The 25,505-nt window shown below is 59.7% G+C and carries 24 protein-coding genes; 18 read left to right on the top strand and 6 right to left on the bottom strand.

What is annotated here, in order from left to right; genetic code table 11:
* The first annotated feature begins 190 nt into the window (after positions 1-190).
* From prfB to H8F22_RS08100, 7 genes are all read left to right on the top strand, one after another.
* A protein-coding gene (gene prfB / locus H8F22_RS08130; protein ID WP_155953740.1) for a peptide chain release factor 2 occupies positions 191-1,286 on the top strand; the annotation gives its coding sequence in 2 pieces (ribosomal slippage) (positions 191-262 and positions 264-1,286; 1,095 coding nt in all).
* Between the two features lie 71 nt (positions 1,287-1,357).
* The gene (gene lysS, locus H8F22_RS08125; protein WP_027924939.1) at positions 1,358-2,860 is read left to right on the top strand and encodes a lysine--tRNA ligase; all 1,503 of its coding nucleotides are present in this window, start codon (positions 1,358-1,360) and stop codon (positions 2,858-2,860) included.
* Between the two features lie 99 nt (positions 2,861-2,959).
* Positions 2,960-3,676, top strand: coding sequence for a TetR/AcrR family transcriptional regulator (locus tag H8F22_RS08120; RefSeq protein WP_027924940.1), 717 nt, complete (start codon positions 2,960-2,962; stop codon positions 3,674-3,676).
* Between the two features lie 175 nt (positions 3,677-3,851).
* Entirely contained in the window at positions 3,852-4,406 is a 555-nt protein-coding gene (locus tag H8F22_RS08115; RefSeq protein WP_027924941.1) for a hypothetical protein, read from the top strand.
* Between the two features lie 36 nt (positions 4,407-4,442).
* A complete protein-coding gene (locus H8F22_RS08110; protein WP_027924942.1) occupies positions 4,443-5,720 on the top strand; it encodes a flavohemoglobin expression-modulating QEGLA motif protein in 1,278 nt (425 codons plus the stop codon).
* A 165-nt stretch (positions 5,721-5,885) separates the two neighbouring features.
* Positions 5,886-6,800, top strand: coding sequence for an alpha/beta hydrolase (locus tag H8F22_RS08105; RefSeq protein WP_027924943.1), 915 nt, complete (start codon positions 5,886-5,888; stop codon positions 6,798-6,800).
* On the top strand, positions 6,797-7,126 hold the full coding sequence (locus tag H8F22_RS08100) for a hypothetical protein (RefSeq protein WP_027924944.1): 330 nt from the start codon (positions 6,797-6,799) through the stop codon (positions 7,124-7,126). Before H8F22_RS08105 ends, H8F22_RS08100 begins: the two co-directional genes overlap by 4 nt.
* A gap of 192 nt (positions 7,127-7,318) precedes the next feature.
* Here the strand turns inward: H8F22_RS08100 and H8F22_RS08095 are convergent, their stop codons facing one another.
* The 3 genes from H8F22_RS08095 to H8F22_RS08085 all read right to left on the bottom strand — a co-directional run bounded on the left by H8F22_RS08095 (position 7,319) and on the right by H8F22_RS08085 (position 9,217).
* Positions 7,319-8,107: an OmpA family protein gene (locus H8F22_RS08095; protein ID WP_059181555.1), complete on the bottom strand. Its 789-nt coding sequence runs from the start codon at positions 8,105-8,107 to the stop codon at positions 7,319-7,321.
* A gap of 56 nt (positions 8,108-8,163) precedes the next feature.
* Complete coding sequence (locus tag H8F22_RS08090) at positions 8,164-8,565, bottom strand: DUF4398 domain-containing protein (protein WP_027924946.1); 402 nt, start codon at positions 8,563-8,565, stop codon at positions 8,164-8,166.
* Between the two features lie 307 nt (positions 8,566-8,872).
* Positions 8,873-9,217, bottom strand: coding sequence for a hypothetical protein (locus tag H8F22_RS08085; protein ID WP_027924947.1), 345 nt, complete (start codon positions 9,215-9,217; stop codon positions 8,873-8,875).
* A gap of 214 nt (positions 9,218-9,431) precedes the next feature.
* Here H8F22_RS08085 and ppc point away from each other — a divergent pair, with 214 nt between their 5' ends.
* The 7 genes from ppc (at position 9,432) to H8F22_RS08050 (ending at position 16,739) form a co-directional block, all read left to right on the top strand.
* A complete protein-coding gene (ppc, locus tag H8F22_RS08080) occupies positions 9,432-12,062 on the top strand; it encodes a phosphoenolpyruvate carboxylase (RefSeq protein ID WP_027924948.1) in 2,631 nt (876 codons plus the stop codon).
* Positions 12,063-12,350: 288 nt separating this feature from the next.
* Positions 12,351-12,998 carry an adenylate kinase gene (gene adk, locus H8F22_RS08075; RefSeq protein WP_027924949.1) on the top strand — a complete coding sequence of 216 codons (648 nt, stop codon included), beginning with the start codon at positions 12,351-12,353 and terminating at the stop codon, positions 12,996-12,998.
* 87 nt (positions 12,999-13,085) lie between these two features.
* Complete coding sequence (tsaB, locus tag H8F22_RS08070; RefSeq protein ID WP_194939938.1) at positions 13,086-13,760, top strand: tRNA (adenosine(37)-N6)-threonylcarbamoyltransferase complex dimerization subunit type 1 TsaB; 675 nt, start codon at positions 13,086-13,088, stop codon at positions 13,758-13,760.
* A 259-nt stretch (positions 13,761-14,019) separates the two neighbouring features.
* Positions 14,020-14,325 (top strand): hypothetical protein, encoded by a 306-nt coding sequence (locus tag H8F22_RS08065; protein WP_027924951.1) that lies wholly within the window; start codon positions 14,020-14,022, stop codon positions 14,323-14,325.
* A complete protein-coding gene (locus H8F22_RS08060) occupies positions 14,325-15,185 on the top strand; it encodes a DUF72 domain-containing protein (RefSeq protein ID WP_027924952.1) in 861 nt (286 codons plus the stop codon). The genes H8F22_RS08065 and H8F22_RS08060 overlap by 1 nt, the downstream gene beginning before the upstream one ends.
* 34 nt (positions 15,186-15,219) lie before the next feature.
* Positions 15,220-16,041 carry an isocitrate lyase/PEP mutase family protein gene (locus tag H8F22_RS08055; protein ID WP_027924953.1) on the top strand — a complete coding sequence of 274 codons (822 nt, stop codon included), beginning with the start codon at positions 15,220-15,222 and terminating at the stop codon, positions 16,039-16,041.
* A 2-nt stretch (positions 16,042-16,043) separates the two neighbouring features.
* Positions 16,044-16,739 carry an extensin-like domain-containing protein gene (locus tag H8F22_RS08050; RefSeq protein ID WP_194939937.1) on the top strand — a complete coding sequence of 232 codons (696 nt, stop codon included), beginning with the start codon at positions 16,044-16,046 and terminating at the stop codon, positions 16,737-16,739.
* A gap of 18 nt (positions 16,740-16,757) precedes the next feature.
* Here the strand turns inward: H8F22_RS08050 and H8F22_RS08045 are convergent, their stop codons facing one another.
* Positions 16,758-17,378: a hypothetical protein gene (locus tag H8F22_RS08045; protein ID WP_027924955.1), complete on the bottom strand. Its 621-nt coding sequence runs from the start codon at positions 17,376-17,378 to the stop codon at positions 16,758-16,760.
* A 93-nt stretch (positions 17,379-17,471) separates the two neighbouring features.
* On the opposite strand from H8F22_RS08045, the gene H8F22_RS08040 reads away from it, so the two are divergent.
* Entirely contained in the window at positions 17,472-18,254 is a 783-nt protein-coding gene (locus tag H8F22_RS08040; protein ID WP_027924956.1) for a class I SAM-dependent methyltransferase, read from the top strand.
* A 118-nt stretch (positions 18,255-18,372) separates the two neighbouring features.
* Here H8F22_RS08040 and H8F22_RS08035 read toward each other — a convergent pair whose 3' ends face one another.
* Positions 18,373-19,017, bottom strand: coding sequence for a TetR/AcrR family transcriptional regulator (locus H8F22_RS08035; RefSeq protein ID WP_027924957.1), 645 nt, complete (start codon positions 19,015-19,017; stop codon positions 18,373-18,375).
* A 93-nt stretch (positions 19,018-19,110) separates the two neighbouring features.
* Between H8F22_RS08035 and H8F22_RS08030 the strand changes: the two genes are divergently transcribed.
* From H8F22_RS08030 to H8F22_RS08020, 3 genes are all read left to right on the top strand, one after another.
* Entirely contained in the window at positions 19,111-20,211 is a 1,101-nt protein-coding gene (locus H8F22_RS08030) for an efflux RND transporter periplasmic adaptor subunit (protein ID WP_027924958.1), read from the top strand.
* A gap of 6 nt (positions 20,212-20,217) precedes the next feature.
* On the top strand, positions 20,218-23,283 hold the full coding sequence (locus H8F22_RS08025) for an efflux RND transporter permease subunit (protein WP_027924959.1): 3,066 nt from the start codon (positions 20,218-20,220) through the stop codon (positions 23,281-23,283).
* Positions 23,284-23,378: 95 nt separating this feature from the next.
* The gene (locus H8F22_RS08020; protein ID WP_194939936.1) at positions 23,379-24,746 is read left to right on the top strand and encodes a Fic family protein; all 1,368 of its coding nucleotides are present in this window, start codon (positions 23,379-23,381) and stop codon (positions 24,744-24,746) included.
* Positions 24,747-24,810: 64 nt separating this feature from the next.
* Here the strand turns inward: H8F22_RS08020 and H8F22_RS08015 are convergent, their stop codons facing one another.
* A complete protein-coding gene (locus H8F22_RS08015; protein ID WP_027924961.1) occupies positions 24,811-25,500 on the bottom strand; it encodes a DUF4197 domain-containing protein in 690 nt (229 codons plus the stop codon).
* Between the last annotated feature and the right edge of the window lie 5 nt (positions 25,501-25,505).

The raw sequence follows: 25,505 nt of genomic DNA, 5'->3' as shown, positions 1-25,505 counted from the left end.
GTCCTCCAGACAAACCGTGTGCGCAGGATTGGCGAGGACTTCGTCCTCGGACGCGGCCTCGCGGGGCTCGACCGCTGCTACAGGAATGTTTGAGTCATTCGCGCCTAAAGCCGCCAGGCGGGCTGCCGTGGAGGCCTGTTTACGTTATACTCGCCGGCTTTCAAAAGTTCGCCAACGAGTGCTGCCCGCCATGGAAATCAACCCGATCCTTAACAGTATCAAGGACCTGTCCGAGCGCTCCGAAACTATTCGGGGGTATCTTTGACTACGATCAAAAGCATGAGCGTCTGACTGAAGTCAATCGCGAGCTTGAAGATCCGTCTGTCTGGAACAACCCGACGTACGCTCAGGAACTGGGCCGCGAGCGGTCCCTGCTGGCGCAGATCGTCGAAACCCTCGACGAAATGCACTCCGGCCTGGCCGACGCCAAAGACCTGCTGCTGATGTCCGCCGAAGAAGAAGACCAGGCCGCTGTCGATGACGTCGCCGCCGAAGTCGAGCGCCTGCGCGAGTCGCTGGAAAAACTCGAATTCCGTCGCATGTTCAGCGGTGAAATGGATGCCAACAACGCCTACCTGGACATCCAGGCCGGCTCCGGTGGCACCGAGGCCCAGGACTGGGCCAACATCCTGCTGCGCATGTACCTGCGCTGGGCTGACAAACGCGGTTTCGACGCGACCATCATGGAACTGTCCGCCGGTGAAGTCGCCGGGATCAAGGGCGCGACCGTGCACATCAAGGGCGAATACGCCTTTGGCTGGTTGCGGACCGAGATCGGCGTGCACCGTCTGGTGCGCAAGAGCCCGTTCGACTCCGGCAACCGCCGCCACACCTCGTTCTCGGCCGTGTTCGTGTCGCCGGAAATCGATGACAACATCGAAATCGACATCAACCCGTCGGACCTGCGCATCGACACCTACCGCTCCTCCGGTGCCGGTGGTCAGCACGTAAACACCACCGACTCGGCCGTACGTATTACTCACGTACCGACCAACACCGTGGTCAGCTGCCAGAACGAACGCTCCCAGCACGCCAACAAAGACACCGCGATGAAAATGTTGCGGGCGCGCTTGTACGAGCAGGAAGTGCAGAAACGCAACGCCGCGTCCCAGGCCCTGGAAGACACCAAGTCCGACATCGGCTGGGGTCACCAGATCCGCTCGTATGTACTCGATGCGTCGCGAATCAAGGATTTGCGCACTAACATCGAACGCAGCGACTGCGACAAGGTGCTCGACGGCGACATCGACGAATACCTGGTGGCCAGCCTGAAACAAGGCCTGTAAACCACCAGTCAAGACCTCAAGTCCCCTGCCACCGGTGGGGGCAACGAACCTGTGATGGAATTTTTAAAGACATGAGCGACCTAGAACTCGACCCGCAAGCCCTGCAACAGGAAGAAAACTCCCTGATCGCCCTGCGCAAGGAAAAGCTTGCTGCCGAGCGCGCCAAGGGCAATGCCTTCCCGAACGACTTCCGCCGCGACAACTACTGCAATGACTTGCAGAAACAGTACGCGGACAAGACCAAGGAAGAGCTGGCAGAGGCTGCAATCCCGGTCAAGGTTGCCGGTCGCATCATGCTCAACCGTGGCTCGTTCATGGTGATCCAGGACATGACCGGTCGCATCCAGGTCTACGTCAACCGTAAAACCCTGTCCGAAGACACCCTGGCCGCGGTGAAAACCTGGGACATGGGCGACATCATTGCTGCCGAAGGCACCCTGGCCCGTTCGGGCAAGGGCGACCTGTACGTTGAAATGACCAGCGTGCGCCTGCTGACCAAGTCGCTGCGCCCGCTGCCGGACAAGCACCACGGCCTGACCGACACCGAACAGCGCTACCGTCAGCGTTACGTTGACCTGATCGTCAACGAAGAAGTGCGCCAGACCTTCCGCGTTCGTTCGCAAGTGATCGCGCACATCCGCAGCTTCCTGATGCAGCGTGACTTCCTCGAAGTCGAAACGCCGATGCTGCAAACCATCCCGGGTGGCGCAGCAGCCAAGCCGTTCGAGACTCACCACAACGCGCTGGACATGGAAATGTTCCTGCGTATCGCGCCTGAGTTGTACCTCAAGCGCCTCGTTGTCGGCGGTTTCGAGAAAGTGTTCGAGATCAACCGCAACTTCCGTAACGAGGGCGTTTCGACTCGTCACAACCCTGAATTCACCATGTTGGAGTTCTACCAGGCGTACGCCGACTACGAAGACAACATGGACCTGACCGAAGAACTGTTCCGCGAACTGGCGCAGCTGGTTCTGGGCAGCACCGACGTGCCTTACGGCGACAAGGTGTTCCACTTCGGCGAACCGTTCGTACGTCTGTCGGTGTTCGATTCGATCCTCAAGTACAACCCTGAGCTGACCGCTGACGATCTGAATGACATCGACAAGGCGCGTGCCATCGCCAAGAAGGCCGGCGCCAAGGTGCTGGGCTTCGAAGGTCTGGGCAAGCTGCAAGTGATGATTTTCGAAGAGCTGGTCGAGCACAAGCTGGAACAGCCGCACTTCATTACCCAGTACCCGTTCGAAGTGTCGCCACTGGCCCGTCGCAACGATGACAACCCGAACGTCACCGACCGTTTCGAACTGTTCATCGGCGGCCGTGAAATCGCCAACGCCTACTCCGAGTTGAACGACGCGGAAGACCAGGCCGAGCGCTTCATGGCGCAGGTCGCCGACAAGGACGCGGGCGACGACGAAGCCATGCACTACGACGCCGACTTCGTTCGCGCGCTGGAGTACGGCATGCCGCCAACGGCGGGTGAAGGTATCGGTATCGACCGTCTGGTGATGCTGCTGACCAACTCCCCGTCGATCCGCGACGTGATCCTGTTCCCGCACATGCGGCCGCAAGCGTAAGTGTTTCAATTAAAAAGCCGCCTTTTCAGGCGGCTTTTTATTGCCTGTCTGGTACAAACGTATCAATTTATTGCTTTCATCTGAGAGGAAAGACCTGTCGTGAATCGTGCAATGGCTCAAGAAGGTGCAGCGGGTATCGCCACTGCGGTCGCTGAAAGTGTTCAGTACCAGGGCCGCAAGGCCAGCCGACAGGGCAGCGAGCAGCGTCGACAGGACATTCTCGATGCGGCGATGCGCATTGTCGTGCGCGATGGCGTGCGGGCCGTGCGCCACCGCGCAGTGGCGGCCGAGGCCGGTGTGCCGTTGTCGGCCACCACCTACTATTTCAAGGACATCGATGACTTGCTCACCGATACCTTTGCCCAATACGTGGAGCGCAGCGCGGCGTTCATGGCCAAGTTGTGGGTGAACAATGAGGGCTTGCTGCGCGAGATGGTGATCAGCGGCGACGGCAGCCCCGAGGCGCGCTCCCAGCTGGCGGACGACATTGCACGGTTGATGACGGACTATGTTCACCGGCAATTGATCAACCGTCGCGAACACTTGATGGCTGAACAGGCGTTCCGTCAGGAGGCCTTGTTGAACCCGCGCCTGGCGGAATTGGTGCGCTCGCATCAGCAGATTCTCCTCCAGGGCACCTGCCAGCTTTTCGAGGTGTTGGGTTCGCGTGAGCCACGAGAGGATGCCAAAGTGTTGACGGCGATTATCGGACGGATGGAATATCAGGGCCTGCTCAACGACGCCGAGCCTGTGGGTGAAGAAGAAATGCTCGGTATCCTCAATCGCTACATGCACTTGGTACTCGCGTCGGTGTGAGTTGAGCACGGTCCCCGTAGCCGCTGGCGAAGGCTGCGTTCGGCGACGAAGTCGTCGTAAAACCTGCCACCGTGTTCCTTCAGGTTGATTCGGGATTCAGAGTTTACGACTGCTTCGCAGCCGAACGCAGCCTTCGGCAGCTGCTACAGGACTGCGTGTTCATAGGGAGTGTTGAATGAAAGCCTGGCGCGTCATCGTGATCGCCTTGTCGTTCCTGCTGCTCAGTGGCTGTCTGGTGACCTTCAAGGAACCGCTGCCCGCGAGCGACCCCGCGCCCAAAGGTTTGCTCGGCAAATGGACCAGCACTAACGCCTGGGGCGAGCCGATGAACCTGGAACTGACGCGCATCGGTGACCATCGTTATCAGGCGGTCAGCTACTTCAAGGCCAAACCCGGCGAACGCGAAGCCTATCCCTTCACCGTCTCGCGCCATGGCAGCCGCTGGTACCTGTCGGCGAAAGTGCCAGCCAAATACGGCGGCCATTTCACCATTGCCGGTTTCGAACTCACGGACAAACATGAATTGGTGGTCTACAACCTCGACCTCGAGCAGATCAACCAGGCACTCGGACAAAAAGTCTTGAGCGGCGAAGGTTTTCAGACCGACGACGGCGACGGCGTATTGGTCGACAACGCACTGGATCAGGTCTTCAGTTACCTCGACGATCCGGCCAATTCCGATGTCTTCGTCGAAGCGGTGCGCTATCAACGCCTGGCCAACAGCAAATAGACTCAGCACATAACGGTTTTTCTACAGGAGTTTCGGGTGGACGATTACCAGCAGACGATACGCATTTTGTCCGATCGCATTGTGCTGGCGCAGACGCCGATTCGCGTCCTCGATGCGGTCAAGTGGGACGACAGCATCCGCAAGGGATTCCTCAAGGCCAAGGGCAAGGAAATGCCGGCGGTGGACCGCGATTACTACCTCAATCGGCCACTGACGTTCGACTCCAGCAAAGTGAAACTGGAGTTCCAGAACATCGAGCGCGACATTACCCGCCAGCTCGGCCAGTTCAACCCGGTCGGCCAGATCATGCGCCGCATGTGCAAGGAATACCGGATGGTGGTGCGCATGCTGGAAGCGCGCGGCACCGAGGATTTTGGCCTGATTTCCCAGGAACTGTACGGTGCTGCGTCCGACGCGTTCCACGCCGGTGACCCGACTCTGGCCGATCTGGGGCTGATGCTTTCCGATTACCTGAACAACATCGACGGCCGTGGCGATCTCAAGGATGAGCCAAAAATCCTTACGGCCAAGGAAGCCGTGCACCTGCTGCAAACCCGCTTGAACAAGGTCTTTGGCGAAGCCGAGGAAACCATTCGGGTGTTCGAGTCCGACGGGATCGTCGCCGATGCGGCGGCCGGTGCGGACTACATCAAGATCCGCGCCGATGCGATGTTCAACGACCGTGACGTGCGCGCCCTGGAAGTCCACGAAGGGCTGGTGCATGTCGGCACCACGCTCAACGGGTTGAACCAGCCGATCTGCACCTTCCTGTCCAAGGGCCCGCCGTCGTCGACGGTGACCCAGGAAGGTTTGGCGATCCTGATGGAAATCATCACCTTCGCGTCCTACCCGAGTCGCCTGCGCAAACTCACCAACCGTACCCGCGCCATTCACATGGTGGAGGAGGGCGCGGACTTCCTGCAGATCTACGAGTTCTTCCGCGAGCAAGGCTTCGAAATGGCGGAAAGCTACGGCAACGCCAGCCGGGTATTCCGTGGTTCGGTGCCCGACGGTCTGCCATTTACCAAAGACTTGTCCTACCTCAAGGGCTTCATCATGGTTTACAACTACATTCAGTTGGCCGTGCGTAAAGGCAAGCTTGAGCAGATCCCGCTGCTGTTTTGCGGCAAGACCACGCTGGAAGACATGCGCACGCTGCGCCAGTTGGTTGATGAAGGGTTGGTGGTGCCGCCGAAGTATTTGCCGGATCAGTTCCGCGACCTGAACGCGCTGTCGGCGTGGATGTGCTTCTCCAACTTCCTTAACCATTTGAGCCTGGACCGGATTGAAGCGGATTACTCCAACATCCTCTAACGATCCCGAATACCCCTGTAGGCGTGAGCCTGCTCGCGATTGCGTTTCAACATTCAACATTCAACATTCAACATTGATGTTGGCTGACACACCGCTATCGCGAACAGGTTCACTCCTACAAGGGGATGTGTATTTTCAATTCTGAATTTTGCGAGGTTTCAACGGATGAGATTCCTCGGCATGGTTTGCCTGCTTCTGACCTTGAGCGGTTGCAGCTCCCTGCTGTTCTACCCCGAGCCCGGCCAGTTGTTCACCCCGGAAAAAGCTCATCTCGAATACCGCGAAGTCACCCTCGTCACTGCCGACGGTCTCAAGCTCAACGCCTGGTGGTTGCCGGCCAAAAAGGGTGTCGACGTCAAAGGCACGGTGCTGCACCTGCATGGCAATGGCGGCAACTTGCCGATGCATCTGGGTGGGAGCTGGTGGCTGCCCAAGGCAGGTTATCAAGTGCTGCTGATCGACTATCGCGGCTACGGTTTATCCGAAGGGAAACCGAGCCTGCCGGCGATTTACCAGGACATCGACGCCGCGTTCAAATGGCTCGACCAGGCCCCCGAAGTCAAAGGCAAACCGCTGATCCTGCTTGGCCAAAGCCTCGGCGGCTCGATGGCCGTGCACTACCTGGTTCAACACCCCGAACGTGAGAAACAGCTCACGGCCCTGGTCCTCGACGGAGCACCGGCCAGCTATCGCAGCGTCGGCCAATTTGCCTTGAGCACTTCATGGCTGACCTGGCCGTTCCAGGTGCCGTTGTCCTGGCTGGTGCCGGACGATGAAAGCGCGATCTACTCGATGCCGCAGCTCAAAAGCGTGCCGAAACTGCTCTATCACAGCATCGACGATCCAATCGTGCCCCTTTCCAACGGCATCCGTCTGTATCAAGCTGCGCCGCCGCCGCGTGTGCTGCAACTGACCCGAGGCGGTCATGTGCAGACGTTCGCCGACCCGGTCTGGCGAAAAGTCATGCTGCGTTATCTCGACGACCCGCAGCATTTCAACGGCCTGCGCCGCCTGGGTGAAATCCCCAATTACCCGGCACCCCCGAATTCAGAAGATGAACCACCAGAGAGCCCGCAATGAGTGAAGAACGTAACGCCATCCCGCTGATCATCACCGGTATCTGCAGCATCCTCGGCACCGTGGGTGCCTTGTGGTACTACGGTTACCTGCATTTCGCCAAGCCTGAGGACGCGTTGCTGCTCAACGAATTCACCATGCTCAAGACCATGCCGGGCGAGGACTACAAAGTCTCCCTGGAGCCTGCCGCGCAAGTGGCGCAGTGCATTGATGGCGTGCTGGTGCTGTTTGATACCGAGCAAAAAGGCCTGACCGGTGTGCTGGTCGACAGCAAGAAAAAAGCGGTGCGTTGCATGGGGCAGGAAACCCCGCAGAAGCTGGAGCAGTAACCCCATTTTGCGAGCACCAAATTTCCACTGTGGGAGCGAGCCTGCTCGCGAAGGCGGCGAGTCTGCAAAAACATATTTTGAATGTTGAATAGCTTTCGCGAGCAGGCTCACTCCTACAGGATTTGTTTTTTGCTCCATGAAAAAGCCCCGACTGAGCCATCAGCCGGGGCTTTTTGTTTAAGCAGATATTGCTTAGTTCGAGCTAACCGCCGAACGCGGAATCACCGGCTGGTTATCATTGGAAATGGTCACCTCCACCCGACGGTTCATCGCCCGGCCCGACACGCTATTGTTTTCAGCAACCGGGTATTCCTTGCCATACCCCTGAGCCACGATGCGCGCCGGATCAACGCCCATTTTCACCAGTGCCGTGCGCACCGAATCGGCCCGACGCTCCGACAGCGACTGGTTGTGGCCCTCGGTGCCGGTGCTGTCGGTGTAACCCTCGACGATCACTTTGCGATCCGGGTTTTCCGAGAGGAACTGCGACAGTTTGTTGATGTTCGCCAGACCGCTGGGCTTCAGGTCTGCGTGGTCGGTGGCAAACAACACATCACCAAACGTCACCAAGGTGCCGCGGTCGGTTTGCTTGGCGTTAAGGCTGGCCTGCAACTGCTTGATCTGCGTGTCACGCGCATCCAGACGCGCCTGGGCACGTTGGGCCGAAGCGTTTTTCAAGTTGGCTTCAGCGGTGCGCAGGGCGATGGTCTGCTTGGCCACTTCAACGCGCTGATTGGTCAGGTAAGCCAGTTGATCGACCTTGGCCGCGTCTTGCTTGTCGCGGTACGCCTGATCGGCTTTGTCCAGGTAATCACTGGCGTCTTTGGTTTCCAGTGCCGCGACTTTGCTCGCTTGCGGGTTGGCTTGCAGGCCGCTGTAGTTGGTGCGCGCCTGTTCCAGGTTCGCGTTAGGCGGGGTGGAGCAGGCAGCCAGGGCAACACTGGCGGCGAGGAGAGCGGGGATCATCAATTGTGTACGCATAATCATTCGTCCTTTTTAATCGGTAAGAGCTTCAGGTCCGGGGTCTGGATGCGCGCTTACTGCACGGTGCGCTGACTTTCCTGACGCAGTTCCTGAACACCTTGCTGAGAGTCCTTCAGCGTCTGTTGAGCTTTCATCGCCTGAGCCTTGCGTTCGGCCACACGAGCGTCCCACTCGGCTTGCTCGGCGAGCATCCGCGCCTCGTCATACTTTTTGTCGTGCATGGCGATTTCGGCTTGTTTGAATTTGTCTTGAGCGGATTTCATCTCCACAGCCGCAAACTCGGTGCCGCCGGCACTGACCGCGTCATTGACGGCGGATTGGGTGACCGCGTATTGCTCGGTCGGCGGGTTACCGGCGCAACCGGCCAGAATGAAACTGCTGCCAATTGCCAGGGCAGCCAGTTTCAGGCCACGCAAGTGGGTGGATGAGGTGGTTTTCATAGTCTTCAACTCCATTGGAATTACTCCTGTAAAACTTGAATATCCATCCTGGTATGGAGCCGTAACCGACTGACGTGATGTGCGAAATGAGACGACCGTACCAGGCGTGGTTACTGGTTACGACCAAAGGCATTTTTTAAAAGTTCAGAGAAATTCACCGTGCCTGCAAAAAAGCACGAAAGGCTCTAAATCGGGAACTTTGGCGGCGAGAGGCGGTATTCCGGGGCTTTTTATCGCTCAGGAATTCACGTTTTTTGATGGGTATTACTTCCCTGTAGGAGCCCCCTTGCCACAGGGCTCCCACAGTTTTACATCAGCAGGATCAGTGTTTCTGCTTGTCACTACCGACCGACAAATCATGCAAATGCCGCCGCGACAATGCGAGAAAACGCGGTGTAGGACCGACGTCTTCGTACAGCGGATCACCTTCTTCATCAGTCGCCACAACGGTCGAGCCCTTCACATACGGAAAGCTTTTTTCCAGCTCTTCCAGGGCGGCGCCAATCAGCTCGCCGAGCAGTTCTTCAGGTTGGCGTTTGGGGTACATCTCGGTAATGGCCGCCAGCCGTGCGGCGGCTTCCACGTCCAGGTGAATCGTGTAGCCCGTCTCGGTCAGGCGACCCTTGGCGTTTTCTTCCCAATGCTGGGCAAGCTCGCGAATTTTCATAGTGACCTCAATGCGTTCCTGCTCGTGGCAGGCCGTTTCAGTGTCCGGCAGTGGCCGGCGAAAGCCGTTGTGCGGCTTCCTCTTCAGACTAGCTTCTGCGCGCCGGGTTTAAAGTCCCTTCGTCGTTTGCTTGTAAGAACGGCTTTACGGCGGCACTCTTGGGGTCAAAGCATGATGTTCATGGCCGCCCGGATTTTTTGCTGGAGAACTGCTGATGACCGATATTGATGCACGCTTGCGCGAAGACGTTCACCTGTTGGGTGAGTTGTTGGGCAACACCATTCGTGAACAGTACGGGGACGGTTTTCTCGACAAGATCGAGCAGATCCGCAAGGGTGCCAAGGCCGACCGCCGCGGTTCCATGAATGCCGAACTGAGCGCCAGCCTCAACCAATTGAGCGAAGACGAGTTGCTGCCGGTGGCGCGGGCGTTCAACCAGTTTCTCAACCTGGCCAACATCGCCGAGCAATATCAGCTGATTCACCGCCGCGAAGCGTCGCAGCCCGCGCCTTTTGAGGCCCGCGTGTTGCCGGAACTGCTCGCTCGCCTGCGCGCCGAGGGCCACAGCGCTGACGCTTTGGCCCGGCAATTGGGGCGACTGGAAATCGAACTGGTACTGACCGCACACCCGACCGAAGTGGCGCGCCGCACGCTGATCCAGAAGTACGACGCGATTGCCGCGCAACTGGCCGCGCAAGACCACCGCGACCTGACCCCGGCCGAGCGCGAGCAGATCCAGGCGAAATTGCAGCGCCTGATCGCTGAAGCCTGGCACACCGAAGAAATCCGCCGCACCCGCCCGACACCTGTTGATGAAGCCAAATGGGGCTTCGCGGTGATCGAACATTCGCTGTGGCAGGCGATCCCCAATTACCTGCGCAAGGCCGATAAAGCCCTGTTTGACGCCACCGGCCTGCACTTGCCGCTGGAGGCCGCGCCGATTCGTTTCGCCTCGTGGATGGGCGGCGACCGCGACGGCAACCCCAACGTGACCGCTGCCGTGACCCGTGAAGTGTTGCTGCTGGCGCGCTGGATGGCCGCCGATTTGTACGTGCGCGACGTCGATCACCTGGCGGCGGAACTGTCGATGCAGCAGGCCAGCGAAGCCTTGAAAGCCAAGGCCGGAGACAGTGCCGAACCGTATCGCGCGGTGCTCAAACAGTTGCGTGAACGTCTGCGTGCCACGCGCAATTGGGCGCACGCCTCTTTGACGACGACCACCCCGGCACCGGCCGATGTGCTGCAAAACAACCGTGACCTGCTCGATCCGCTGGAGCTCTGCTATCAGTCGCTGCATGAGTGCGGCATGGGCGTGATCGCCGACGGTCCGCTGCTCGATTGCCTGCGTCGGGCAGTGACGTTCGGCCTGTTCCTGGTGCGCCTCGATGTGCGTCAGGACGCCTCGCGGCATACCGCCGCCATGACCGAAATCACCGATTATCTGGGCCTCGGACGTTACGAAGACTGGAGCGAGGAGGAGCGCATCGCCTTCCTGATGCGCGAGCAGAACAACCGTCGACCGTTGCTGCCGGCGTATTTCAAACCCTCTGCCGATACCGCCGAAGTACTGGCGACCTGCCGGGAAATCGCCGCCGCCCCCGGCGCTTCACTGGGTTCGTATGTGATCTCCATGGCCGGTGCCGCCTCCGACGTGCTCGCGGTGCAACTGCTGCTCAAAGAGGCGGGCGTACTGCGGCCGATGCGCGTGGTGCCGCTGTTCGAAACCCTGGCGGACCTCGACAACGCTGGCCCTGTGATTGAAAAGCTGTTGCTGCTGCCGGGCTATCGTTCGCGCTTGCAAGGCCCGCAGGAAGTGATGATCGGCTACTCCGACTCGGCCAAGGATGCGGGGACGACAGCGGCGGCCTGGGCGCAATATCGGGCACAGGAACGCTTGGTCGACATCTGCCGCGAGCAGCAAGTGGAACTGCTGTTGTTCCACGGTCGCGGCGGCACCGTGGGGCGTGGCGGTGGTCCGGCGCACGCGGCGATTCTGTCGCAGCCGCCGGGTTCGGTCGCCGGGCGTTTCCGTACCACCGAGCAAGGGGAAATGATTCGTTTCAAATTCGGCCTGCCGGACATCGCTGAGCAAAACCTTAATCTGTACCTGGCCGCAGTGCTGGAAGCGACCCTGCTGCCACCGCCGCCACCAGAGCCTGCGTGGCGCCATTTGATGGACGAATTGGCCGCCGATGGGGTCAAGGCGTACCGCGCCGTGGTGCGTGAGAACCCGCAATTCGTCGAGTATTTCCGCCAGTCGACGCCGGAACAGGAATTGGGCCGCTTGCCGCTGGGCAGTCGCCCGGCCAAACGCCGCGCCGGCGGAATCGAAAGTCTGCGCGCGATTCCGTGGATCTTCGGCTGGACTCAAACGCGCCTGATGTTGCCGGCCTGGCTCGGCTGGGAAGCCGCGTTGAGCAAGGCGCTTGAGCGCGGTGAAGGCGAGTTGTTGGGGCAGATGCGCGAGCAATGGCCGTTCTTCCGCACCCGCATCGACATGCTGGAAATGGTCCTGGCCAAAGCGGATGCAGATATCGCCCAATCCTACGATGAGCGTCTGGTCGAGCCGGATTTGCTTCCTTTAGGTGTGCACTTACGCGACCTATTGTCGCAGGCGTGTGCCGTGGTGCTTGGGTTGACTGGTCAGTCGCAGCTACTGGCACATAGCCCAGACACCCTCGAATTCATCCGGTTGCGCAACACCTACCTCGACCCGCTTCATCTATTGCAGGCGGAGTTGCTGGCCCGTTCGCGACAACAGGATGTGGCCCAAGGCAGCCCGGTAGAACAGGCGTTGCTGGTGTCTGTGGCGGGGATTGCCGCCGGTTTGCGAAATACCGGCTAAGGTTTTTGCCGTGGGGCGAGGCACTCGGCGCAGGCGTCGGGTGCCTGTGGGCGAGGGCTGGAAAAGGTCGGTCAGGCGACAGTTAATGATGGGGTTGCGACTTGGGGCACTCCATCAAAAGGTCACGTCAGGCAGCGGTTTCTCCGACTTTCGGCGGCTTGTGTGGTCCGGGCCTGCTGTGTATCTTGATCAGCCTTTGGCCGTTTGGGCGGCCACGACCCTATTTTTGAGATTGGCCCCACGAGGCGAATCTGACGTTATCCATATAAAAAATTGAGGAGCACATCGATGCGCGTCATTCTGCTGGGAGCTCCCGGGGCCGGTAAAGGTACTCAGGCTAAGTTCATCACCGAGAAATTCGGCATTCCGCAAATCTCCACTGGCGACATGTTGCGTGCAGCCGTCAAGGCCGGCACCGAGCTGGGCCTGATCGCCAAGAGCGTCATGGACAGCGGCGGTCTGGTCTCCGATGACCTGATCATCAACCTGGTCAAGGAACGCATCAGCCAGGCCGATTGCGCCAACGGTTTCCTGTTCGACGGTTTCCCGCGCACCATTCCTCAGGCTGAAGCCCTGGTGAAGGCCGGTGTCGAACTGGACCACGTGCTGGAAATCGACGTCAAAGACGAAGACATCGTTCAGCGTATCGCCGGCCGTCGTGTTCACGAGGCCAGCGGCCGCGTGTACCACATCGTCTACAACCCGCCGAAAATTGCCGGTAAAGACGACATCACCGGCGACGAGCTGGTACAGCGCAAAGACGACACCGAAGAAACCGTGCGTCATCGCCTGTCGGTCTATCACGCCCAGACCGAACCTCTGGTGAAGTTTTACCAGGAGCTGTCCGCCGCTCAAGGCAAACCGAAGTACAGCCACGTTGAAGGTGTTGGCTCGGTTGAAGCGATCACCGGTAAAGTGCTTGAAGCACTGAGCTAAAAAAACGCTTCATCTTCTACGGCCCGCTTGCGGGCCGTAGTTGTTTATACTGGCGCACTTTTTCTGACCTCTCTTACGGAAACATCGATGAGCACCTTGCTGGCCCTGGACACCGCGACTGAAGCTTGCTCCGTTGCCTTGCTGCATGACGGCAAAGTCACGAGCCATTACGAGGTGATCCCGCGCCTCCATGCGCAGAAGCTGTTGCCGATGATCCAGCAATTGCTTGCCGATGCCGGGACCACGCTGCAAGCAGTCGATGCCATCGCGTTTGGCCGTGGGCCGGGCGCGTTTACCGGTGTGCGGATTGCCATTGGCGTGGTCCAGGGCTTGGCATTTGCGCTGGATCGCCCGGTGTTGCCGGTGTCGAACCTGGCCGTGCTGGCGCAACGCGCGTACCGTGAACACGGTGTGAGCCAGGTGGCGTCCGCCATCGATGCGCGGATGGATGAAGTGTATTGGGGCTGCTACCGCGAAACGGCGGGGGAGATGCGCCTGGTGGGCAATGAAGCCGTGTTGCCGCCGGAAGTGGCGGCGTTGCCGACGGATGCCAGTGGCGAATGGTTTGGCGCGGGCACGGGTTGGGGGTATGCCGAGCGCATTGCCGTGAACCTGACCGGGCAGGACGCGGGCATGTTGCCGCATGCCGAAGACCTGCTGACCCTGGCGCGTTTTGCCTGGGAGCGGGGTGAGGCGATTGTGGCGGATGAGGCTCAGCCGGTTTATCTGCGCGATAAAGTGGCGACGCCTAAGGCGCGTTGATTTCTCGGTATCGAGTAGGTCCAATCGCGGGCAAGCCACGCTCCCAGAGTTTTGAGCCAGCTGCAGACGTTGTGAGCCACCCAAATCCTGTGGGAGCGTGGCTTGCCCGCGATGGCGATTTACCCAGCGCAGCCAATCGTCGATTTATACCCCCAGCTTTTAAACCTTTTCCCGATTCTGTGTTCTAGTTATCACCAAGCGGTTTGCGAAGCGTTCAATGCGCCACTAAACTGCCATCATTGATACCGGACATGTACTCATGCGTATAGACGGCGTTTCCTCTCAGTCCTACCCCATCAAGCGCAAGCCTCGCAAAGGCCCTGTGGCGGAAGACGATTACGTCGATATCGACGGTGAGCTGGAAATTCCGTCCGAAGAGCAAATGGCTGCCCGTGCCGCCAAAGCCTCGGCGCAACGCCTGAGCAATCTGCCGGCGCGCCAGCAAGACATGATCTACCACCGCGCCATGAGCAAAAGCGTCGCCACGGCACTCGCCAGCTACCTGAGCACGGCCACTTTTGTCGATTGGGATACGGATGTGCTGGGTCTTGACCTGTATATCTGATGCGACTGCCTTACTACCTCGGCTGCCCGTCCTGGAGTGAAAACGCCTGGCGCGATTATCTCTATCCGCCAGACGCGAAATCCTCCGAATTTCTAAATCTCTATACCCAAGTATTCAACGCCGTAGAAGGCAACACGACTTTCTACGCGAGCCCGGCTGCGTCCACTGTCGAGCGCTGGGCCGAGGCCATGCCCGAACACTTTCGTTTCACCGCCAAGTTTCCTGGCGATATCAGCCATGGCGGTGACCTGCGCGAGCAACTGACCGCCGCCGAAACCTTTGTGCAATTGCTCCGTCCCTTGGGTGAGCGGGTTTCGCCGTTGTGGCTGCAATTGTCGAAAAGTTTCACGCCGCAGCGATTGCCCGAACTGGCCGCGTTCATTGATGCGCTGGATCACCCGCTGGCCATCGAAGTGCGCCACGATGCGTTTTTTGCCAAGGGTGATGCCGAGCGCATGCTCAATCGCCTGCTGCTGGATCGCGGTGTCGAACGGATCTGCCTTGATCCGCGTGCGCTGTTCAGCTGCACGTCGACCGATCCCTCGGTGCTCCACGCCCAATCGAAAAAGCCCAAAGTGCCGCCACGCCCGGCGGCGTTCACCCAGTTCCCGCAGGTGCGTTTCATCGGCCATCCTCAGCTGGAAGCCAACGATCCGTTCCTGCAGCCGTGGGTCGAAAAAATCGCCACATGGATCGAAGAGGGGCGCACGCCTTACATCTTCCTGCACACCGCCGACAACCTGCTGGCCGCCAGGCTGGCGCAACGTTTTCACGCACAACTGATGCTGCGTTTGCCTGGCCTGCCGCCGCTGCCTGAGCTATACAGAGAACCCGCAGCAGAACAACTTGGCTTGCTCTGAGGCGGATTCGTCCCCCTTTTCAGGAGTCTGCCCAATGGATGCGCAAACCCTTCGAGCCCAGGCGTTCAAAGCGCTGCACGAACGCGACGCGGCTTTTGTCATTCCCAACCCGTGGGACGCCGGCTCGGCGAAGATGCTAGCCAGCCTCGGGTTCGAGGCGCTGGCAACCACCAGTGCCGGCTACGCTTTTTCCAATGCGCGCCCGGATGGCGCATTGACTCTCGACGATACGCTGGCGAATGTCCGGGCGATTGTCGCGGCCACTGATCTGCCGGTGGCGGTGGACCTGGAAAACGGTTTTGCCGACGACCCCGTCCAGTGCGCCCAGAGTATTTTGCGCGCAGCTGAGGCCGGTGCGGTTGGCGGCTCTATCGAAGATGCGACGGGCCGTGAAGCGGCGCCGATCTACTGCTTCGAACATGCCGTGGCGCGGGTTGAAGCGGCGGTGGCGGCAGCGCGCAGTTTACCGTTCCCCTTCATGCTGACCGCGCGCGCCGAGAATTTTCTGCACGGCAATCCTGATCTTGCCGACACCCTTCGCCGCTTGCAGGCGTTCGCCGAGGCCGGTGCCGACGTGCTCTATGCGCCGGGGCTACGCAGTGCCGAAGAGGTATTGGCGGTGGTCCGTGCCGTGGCGCCCAAACCGGTCAATGTGTTGATGTCCGGCGGGCTCAAGTTGACGGTCGAGCAGTTGAGCGAAATGGGCGTCAAGCGCATCAGCGTCGGATCGGCCCTCGCGTTGGCGGCGTATGGCGAATTTTTCCGGGCGGCTGAAGAGATCAAGACTTCCGGCACGTTCGGGTTTACCTCGCGCTCCATGCCGTACGCGAAGGCTAATCTACTGTTCAAAGGCTGACGATGCGGTTGAGGGGATGGCTGTTGTTGATGCTGGTGCTCATTGGCGCGTCAGGCTTGAGTGTCTGGCGCGGTTGGGTCTCCCTGCCGCCACCGTGGAACCCTTGGGCGCCACTGGACGTAAACGCCGAACCGAATCTGCTGACCCGCTACAAGTTGATGCGCTTGAGCGATGACCCACAGTTGTGCGATCAGGCCCTGAGCAATTCCGGATTGCGCGTGACTCGCCAAGCCGACAGTCCCGACGCCACATGCCCGCTGATCAACACGTTGCGTGTGCAGGGTGGCGAAGTGGCCCTGAGCAGCAGCTTCCTTGCCAGTTGCCGCCTCGCGGTGTCGTTCGCGCTGTTCGACCGGCATGTCCTGCAACCCGCGGCGCAGGCGGTTTACGGGCTGGCGGTGACGCGAGTCGAGCATCTGGGCAGTTTTGCCTGTCGCAATGTGTATAACCGCGACAAGGGCAGGCTCAGTCAGCACGCGTCGGCCAATGCCCTGGACATTGCCGGTTTCCGCCTCGCGGATGGGCGAACTGTCAGCGTGCTCAAGGATTGGCCAAAAGATAATCAGGACGCGCGTTTTCTGCGTCAGGTCCGCGACGGTGCGTGCGACCTGTTCAGTGTGGTGTTGAGCCCGGATTACAACGCCGCCCATCACAATCATTTTCATGTGGATGCCGGGCCGTGGTGGGTGTGTCGCTGATGGCCTGTTATTGAAGGATCAGGCGGCGATGCGCAGGTTTTGCAGAACGATCGGGCGAGCCCAGCCATTATCGAAGTCGAGTTGTTTCTGTTGTTCCACCAGCTCTTCGGGGGAGAACGGTGGGAACGGTTTGTCCAGCAGGTCCATCTCGAATTCGGCGATCGGCAGGTGCAGCGGACGCGGTTGTGGCGCCGGGCCGGCTTCCGGCACGGGTTGACCGGCGGTGAGCACGATAGGGCGAACCCAGCCGCTTTCGAAGTCCTGTTGTTTTTGCTGAGCGACGATTTCTTCCGGTGGGAACGGTGGCGCCGGTTTGTCGGCCAGGTCCATTTCGAACTCGGCAATCGGCAAAAACAGTGGCTCCGGTGGGCGGACCACGGTATCCGTCACATTGCATTCGCGCTGGGAGACGATGTGTGCCAGCAGATCGCTGCCGACGGTGGGCTCGACCGGGCTGTCGAGATCGACCGGTGGAAACTTGAGCGACTCGGGAACCCCATCACCTGGCTGATCGGCCAGCGCCCGGGCAAAAAAATCTTGCCACAGGTGACTGACACCGCCCAACGCCTGGGTGTTTCGCAGGTTGTAATCGCCGTAGGGCGAGATAAAACCTGTGATTGTGGGTTGAAAGTCTGACATTTCTCTCGGTCGACGCTCAGCTCTGGCAAAATGCCCGTTAGTTTTGTTATCGGCCGTTTTTGCCGATCATTAATTTTTTGAGCGTGTTTTCCGATGATTGATCAACCGGCAGTTTGCCGCATCCATGTCGAGGCCCTGGGCACGACCTTTCAGCCCCAGGCCGAGCAATGGGCCGAGCGCCTGGGCTTGCCGTTGCAGGTGGATGATGGCGAGTTCGCCTTGCAGGTCGGCGAGCAAGGCTTGCAGCTGCAACAACTCGGGGCGGATGCGCCGGGGCCGGTGCGGGTGGACTTCGTCGAAGGCGGGGCGGCGCATCGCCGGTTGTTCGGTGGCGGCACGGGACAGATGATCGCCAAGGCTGTTGGCATCGCGCAGGGCGTGCGTCCGCGTGTTCTGGATGCCACGGCGGGCCTCGGCAAGGATGCGTTCGTGCTGGCGAGCCTGGGCTGCGAGATGAGCCTGATCGAGCGTCAGCCGCTGATCGGCGCCCTGCTGGAGGATGGCCTGGCGCGCGGCGCGGAAGATTTCGACGTGGCTCCCATCGTGGCGCGCATGCGTTTGCTCAAGGGCAATTCGATTGAAGTGATGCGTAACTGGGAGGGTGAGCCGCCGCAGGTGATCTACCTCGACCCGATGTTTCCCCATCGCGAGAAAACCGCGTTGGTGAAGAAGGAAATGCGCTTGTTCCGGCCGTTGGTGGGCGATGACCCGGATGCGCCGGCGTTGTTGGAGGCCGCATTGGCGTTGGCCAGCCACCGGGTAGTGGTCAAGCGGCCGCGCAAGGCGCCGTGCATTGCAGGGCCGAAGCCGAGTCATGCGCTGGACGGGAAATCCAGCCGGTATGACATTTATCCGAAGAAAGCGCTCAAGCCCTGAGACCGAGTCGCTCCCATCGCGAGCAAGCTCGCTCCCACATTGGATCTGTGCAACGCCAGAGATCCTCTGTGGGAGCGAGCTTGCTCGCGATGGGGCCAGACCAGTCACCCCATTTCTATCAGGCTGTCTGCGGCCGATAAGCCCGCATAAACAACCCCACCACTTCCTGCACATGGTCTTCGGCCGCCTCCCCGGTCACCGGCCCGCCGCAGCCATACAGCAACCGAAAATTGCCCCCACCCTTGAGCAAGCAGAAGAAATGCTCAGCCGCATTACGCGGTTTATCAATGCTCAGCACACCGCTTTGATCAACCTTGGTCAGCAACCGCTCCATGCCATCCAGCATGCGTTGCGGCCCGGCCTCGAAAAAGATCAGCGAGAGTTTCGGGTCCTGGCTGCCGAGGGTGATCATCAGGCGGTGCAGGTTCACGGATTCGTCGCTGTTGATCAGCTGATGAAAGCCGTGCGCGATATTCAGCAGCACCGTTTCAACCGCAACCCCATCCGCCAGTTCGAAAAACAGCGGCGGCAGTTGCTCTTCGCACTTGGCGACCACGGCGGCGGAGAACAGCGTTTCCTTGTCGTTGAAGTGGCTGTAGACCGTCAGCTTGGACACGCCCGCCTCAGCCGCCACGGCATCCATGCTGGTGTTCGCGTAACCCTTGCTCACAAACAGAATTTTAGCCGCATCGAGGATGGCCTGGCGCTTGGCCAGATCCTTGGGGCGGCCCGGACCGCTGGGTGCTGAAAGATTGTTCGACATATTCCGCTTTAATACTGGACTGGTGAGTTTGCTATTAATACCATACTGCTCAGTATAATTATTCCAAGCACCATTAGCGAAAGGTCGTTCACCATGTTCCGCTATGCCTTGTCCCTCGCGTTGCCAGTCAGTCTGGCGTTTTTTTTGACGGCGTGTGGTCACGAAGAGGCGCCGCAAGTCACCCTTCGTCCGGCCATGGTGGTCCAGCCAGAGCCTTCGGCGCAGGCGATGGAAAGCTATCCCGGTGAAGTGCGGGCTCGCTATGAACCGGATCTGGCGTTTCGCATTGGCGGCAAAGTCAGCCGACGACTGGTCGAGGAAGGGCAGCGCGTCAAGGCTGACCAGCCTCTGGCCGAGCTCGACCCTCAAGACGTACGCCTGCAACTGGAAGCCACCCGCGCGCAGGTCGCCGCCGCCGAGGCCAATCTGAGCCTGGTGCGCACCGAGCGGGATCGCTACAAGACCCTGATGGACCGTCAGATGGTCAGCCATTCACAGTACGACAATGCCGAAAACCTTTACCGGTCCGGTGAAGCCCGCCTCAAGCAAATCAAAGCCGAATTCAATGTCTCGACCAATCAGGCGAGCTACGCGGTACTGCGCGCGCCCCAGGATGGCGTCGTGGCCAAGCGGGCCGTGGAAGTCGGGCAAGTGGTGGCCGCCGGGCAAACCGTGTTCACCCTCGCCACCGATGGCGAACGTGAAGTGCTGATCAGCTTGCCGGAACAGAGTTTCGGCCGCTTCAAGGTCGGTCAGCCCGTGTCGGTAGAACTCTGGACCCAACCGGATCAGCGCTTCGCCGGCCGCATCCGCGAACTGTCGCCCGCCGCCGATCCAAAATCGCGCACCTTCGCCGCCCGCATCGCGTTTACCGCCGGCAAAGTCCCGGCGGAGCTTGGCCAAAGCGCCCGGGTGTTTATCCAGACGGCAGAAACCATTGCGCTGTCGGTGCCGTTATCGGCGGTCACCGCGGAAAACGGCGCGACCTACGTGTGGGTGCTCGGGGCCAACAACACCCTGAAAAAAGCCCCGGTGCGGGTCGGTCCGTTCGGCGAGAAAACCGTGACTGTGCTCGAAGGCCTGAACGCCAGCGACTGGGTGGTGGCCGCCGGTGTCCATGTGCTTCACGACGGGCAGCAAGTGCGTCCGGTGGATCGCTCCAACCGCGTGGTCAATCTGGCGGACAAGGAGTAATTCCCGATGCGCTTCAACCTTTCCGAATGGGCGTTGCGTAATCGCCAGATCGTACTGTTCCTGATGCTCTTGCTGGCCGTCGTCGGTGCGCTTTCCTACACCAAGCTCGGTCAAAGCGAAGACCCGCCGTTTACTTTCAAGGCCATGGTGATTCGTACCAACTGGCCGGGGGCTACGGCTCAAGAAGTGTCGCGTCAGGTCACTGAACGCATCGAAAAGAAACTGATGGAAACCGGCGAGTACGAGCGCATCGTCTCGTTCTCCCGTCCGGGTGAGTCCCAGGTCACCTTTGTCGCGCGCGATGCCATGCATTCCAAGGACATTCCCGAACTCTGGTATCAGGTCCGCAAGAAGATCAGCGACATCCGCTACACCTTGCCGCCGGGCATTCAGGGGCCGTTTTTCAACGATGAGTTCGGCACCACCTTCGGCAACATCTACGCCCTGACCGGCGACGGTTTTGATTACGCGGTGTTGAAGGACTACGCCGACCGCATTCAGATCCAGCTGCAACGGGTCAAGGATGTGGGCAAGGTCGACTTGCTCGGGCTGCAGGACGAGAAGATCTGGATCGAGCTGTCCAACGTCAAACTCGCCACCCTTGGCTTGCCATTGGCCGCCGTGCAGCAAGCGCTTGAAGAACAGAATGCGGTGTCGACGGCCGGGTTCTTCGAAACCACCAGTGAGCGATTGCAGCTACGGGTCTCGGGGAATTTTCAGACGGTCGATGAGATCAAGAACTTCCCGATTCGCGTCGGTGATCGCACGTTCCGCATTTCCGATGTGGCCGACGTTCGCCGCGGTTTTAACGATCCTCCCGCACCGCGTATGCGCTTCATGGCCGAAAATGCTATCGGTCTGGCCGTGGCGATGAAGGATGGCGGCGACATTCTGGTGCTGGGTGAGGCACTGGAAAAAGAGTTCGACCGCATCCAGAACAACCTCCCGGCCGGGATGCAATTGCGCAAAGTGTCGGACCAGCCCGCCGCGGTGAAAACCGGGGTCGGCGAATTCATTCAGGTGCTGGTCGAAGCCTTGGCGATTGTGTTGCTGGTGAGCTTCTTCTCACTTGGCATGCGCACTGGCATGGTGGTCGCACTGGCGATTCCGCTGGTGCTGGCAATGACCTTTGCCTGCATGTATTACCTCGGCATCGGCCTGCACAAGATTTCCCTCGGCGCGCTGGTGCTGGCGCTGGGCCTGCTAGTGGACGACGCGATCATCGCCGTGGAAATGATGGCGATCAAAATGGAGCAGGGCTTCGACCGTATCAAGGCAGCCAGTTATGCCTGGACCAGTACGGCGTTCCCGATGCTCACCGGTACGCTGATCACCGCCGCCGGCTTCCTGCCGATTGCTACCGCGCAATCGAGCACCGGCGAATACACCCGCTCGATCTTCCAGGTGGTGACCATCGCGCTGCTGGCCTCGTGGGTCGCTGCGGTAGTGTTTGTGCCGTACCTGGGGGAAAAACTCCTGCCGGATCTGGCGAAAATTCATGCGGCGAAACACGGCACGGATCAGCCCGACCCTTACGGCACGCCGTTCTATGAGCGGGTCAGACGTTTGGTGGAATGGTGCGTACGGCGACGCAAAACGGTGATCGTGCTGACGATCATGATGTTTGTTGCCTCGGTCATGCTGTTCCGTTTCGTGCCGCAACAGTTTTTCCCGGCGTCGGGGCGGCTGGAGCTGATGGTCGATCTGAAACTGGCCGAAGGCGCCTCCCTGAGCAACACCGCCGACGAAGTCAAACGCCTGGAAGCCTTGCTGAAGGACCGCGCCGGTATCGACAACTATGTGGCCTACGTCGGCACCGGTTCACCGCGTTTCTACCTGCCACTGGATCAGCAACTGCCGGCGGCGAGCTTCGCGCAAGTGGTGGTCCTGGCCAAGACCATCGAGGATCGCGAAAGCCTGCGCACCTGGCTGATCGAAACCCTCAACGAACAATTCCCGGCCCTGCGTGGGCGGGTCACGCGTCTTGAAAACGGGCCTCCAGTAGGCTATCCGGTGCAGTTCCGGGTGACCGGCGAGCACATCGACGAAGTCCGCGCCCTGGCCCGTAAAGTGGCGGCCAAGGTTCGCGAGAATCCGCACGTTGCCAACGTCCACCTGGACTGGGAAGAACCGAGCAAAGTGGTGTACCTGAACGTCGATCAGGACCGCGCCCGAGCGCTGGGCGTGAGCACGGCGAACCTGTCGAAGTTCCTGCAAAGTTCCCTGACCGGTTCCAGCGTCAGCCAGTACCGCGAAGACAACGAGTTGATCGAAATCCTGCTGCGCGGCACCTTGCACGAACGCACCGAACTGTCGTTGCTGCCTAGCCTGGCCGTGCCGACCGACAATGGCCGCAGCGTTGCACTGTCGCAGATCGCGACGCTGGAATACGGCTTCGAAGAAGGCATCATCTGGCACCGTAATCGCCTGCCCAACGTCACCATTCGCGCCGACATCTACGGCAAGGAACAACCTGCCACGCTGGTGCAGCAGATCATGCCGACGCTCGATCCGATTCGCGCCGAATTGCCGGACGGCTACTTGCTGGACGTCGGCGGCACGGTCGAAGATTCCGCCCGTGGACAGAACTCGGTGAAGGCCGGTGTGCCGCTGTTCATCGTGGTGGTGTTGACGTTGCTGATGCTGCAACTGCGCAGCTTCTCGCGCACGGTGATGGTGTTCCTCACCGCGCCGCTGGGGCTGATCGGCGTGACCTTGTTCCTGTTGGTTTTTCGCCAGCCGTTCGGTTTTGTCGCGATGCTGGGGACCATTGCGCTGTCCGGGATGATCATGCGTAACTCGGTGATTCTGGTGGACCAGATCGAGCAGGACATCGCGGCAGGTCTCAAGCCCTGGCAGGCGATTATCGAGGCGACCGTGCGCCGCTTCCGCCCGATTGTGTTGACTGCATTGGCGGCGGTACTGGCGATGATTCCGTTGTCACGCAGTGTGTTCTTCGGGCCGATGGCGGTGGCGATCATGGGCGGTCTGATCGTGGCGACGGCGTTGACGTTGCTGTTCTTGCCGGCGTTGTATGCGGCGTGGTTCAGGGTGAAGAAAGAGCCGGTCTGACTTCCTACATGTATTTCAGAATCCTCTGATGTTGAGTCAGAGGACTCTGAATGCTGTACTCACGACTCAGTTTTACGAGTATTGAGACAGTCGTCATGAAGAAGCCACCGGTTGTAACGGGCAGGACCGATCCGGTGTTCGACCTGTTGATGAAATTCCCCCACAAGGAACGCCTCCCTGACTACCTGGCCCTGCTGAAGCCGCTGGATGATCAGGGGCGCTACCTTCCATTTGATGAATTGCGTTACCGCTGGGCGCCGGGGCTGGATTCCAGAGTGTGCTGGGCCTTGGTCAAAAAGGCCCGGACAGCACAATATTCCTGCCTTCTGCCCTTGGGCGAACCGGTCCAGTGGTGCAACTTCGTGCTGACGCCATTGGCGCAGAAAGCCATTTCGGCAGTCGATCGGCAAACCACCACCGCTGCGCTGGAATACATGACCAACCAGATCGGTGAGCGCGCGCATTTCAGCTATCTGCTCAATGACCTGATCGAAGACGAAGCCATCAGCAGCAGCCAACTCGAAGGCGCTGCCACCACCACGCGGGTGGCAAAGGACATGCTTAAGCGCCATCGCCTGCCGCGTACACCCGATGAGCGAATGGTCATTGGCAACTATCAGATGATGAACTTTGCCTGGGAAAAGCGTTATGAACCACTGAGTGTGGAACTCATCACTGCAATGCACCGTGTTGGCGTCGAGGGTATTGATGACGCGCAGTATTCGCCGGGTGAATTCAGAGGCAACGATGATGTGGTGGTGCAGGACGGTGAGGGCAACACCGTGCATACACCGCCGCCCGCCGCAGGGCTGGTGTCACGCTTGCAGGTGCTGACGAAGTGGATCAATCAGTCCCACAACGATATCAATCGTGAGGACTACCTCCATCCGCTGATGAAAGGCATCGCGCTGCATTTTGCCTTGGGTTACGAGCATCCTTTCCGCGATGGCAATGGTCGTGTTGCGCGGGCGCTGTTTTACTGGTTCATGTTCAAGAATGATTTCTCGGCATTTCGCTACATCGCGATCAGCGTGTTGTTGCGCAACGCACCCATGAAATACGGGCGGTCGTATTTGAATACCGAGGCCGATGAGCTGGACCTGACTTACTTCATCGATTTCCAGTGTTCGGTGGTCCTGCGGGCCGTCAGCGGTTTTACCGAGGTCTATCGCAAGCGTCTGGCCTACGCCGAGCGCTTTGATCGCTGGTTGATGGCGTCCGGCTTTTTCGACCAGCTCACCGAGAAGCAACGCGCCGTTTATCAAGTGGCCAAGAGCGGGATGGCCAAGGAGTTCACCGCCGTCAATGTGAAGGAAAATCTCGACTGTTCTTACAACACGGCTTCGGCGACCTTGAACGGGCTGGTTGATCTGAAGGTGTTCGAGAAACGGAAGATGGGCCGCGAGTGGGTATTCTTTTTACGGGCGGCCCCCGTTACACCATCCATCATCGAGGCCGTTTAAATGAAAAGCCCGCTGAAGTCGTAAAGGTCAGCGGGCTTTTTCTACAGGGTTCAGGCGCTCGGAATTACAACGTTCCAAACACCTTTTTCGCCAGACTGGTCGCCGCTGCCGCGGGGTTCTGGCGAATGGTTTCTTCCTGTTTGCCGATCATCTCGAACAAACCGTTCAGGGCTTGCTCGGTCACGTAGTTTTCGACGTTGGCGTTCTTGGCATCCAGCACACCCATGGTCGCCGCCTGACCGGCGAACGTGTTGTATTGCTTGGCCAGGCCGACCTGATCAGTGGCTTGCTTCACAATCGGCAGGAACTTCGTGCGGATCTGTTCGCGACTGGTTTTGTTCAGGTATTGAGTGGCCGAGTCATTGCCGCCGCTGAGGATGCCCTTGGCATCTTCCACACTCATTTTCTTCACCGCGTCCACGAGGATCGGCTGGGCCTGGGTCACGGCAGTTTCAGCCGCTTTGTTCATGCTGGCTTCCAGTTCGTCGACCTGATCGCCCATGCCGAACTGCTTCATCTTGCCGGCGACCTTGCCGAGTTTACCCGGCAAACCGATTTTCACCTCAGGGTTGTTGCTGAAGCCACCCGGTGTGCCGAGTTGTTTGACCGCCAGTTGTGCACCTTGGGTCAGGGCATCCTTGAGGCCGCCAGTGGCATCTTTTTGCGACAGGTCGTTGAGCGACAGCGCCAGTGCGCTGGCAGAGATCATCAGGCCTGCGCAGAGGCCGGCGAAGCGAAGGGTAGGGCGGAACATGACAG

It is taken from the genome of Pseudomonas mucoides, assembly GCF_015461845.1.
GTDB lineage: Bacteria > Pseudomonadota > Gammaproteobacteria > Pseudomonadales > Pseudomonadaceae > Aquipseudomonas > Aquipseudomonas mucoides.
Note: the sequence above shows the minus strand (reverse complement) of the source record. Positions and strands in the feature narration are given on the sequence as shown.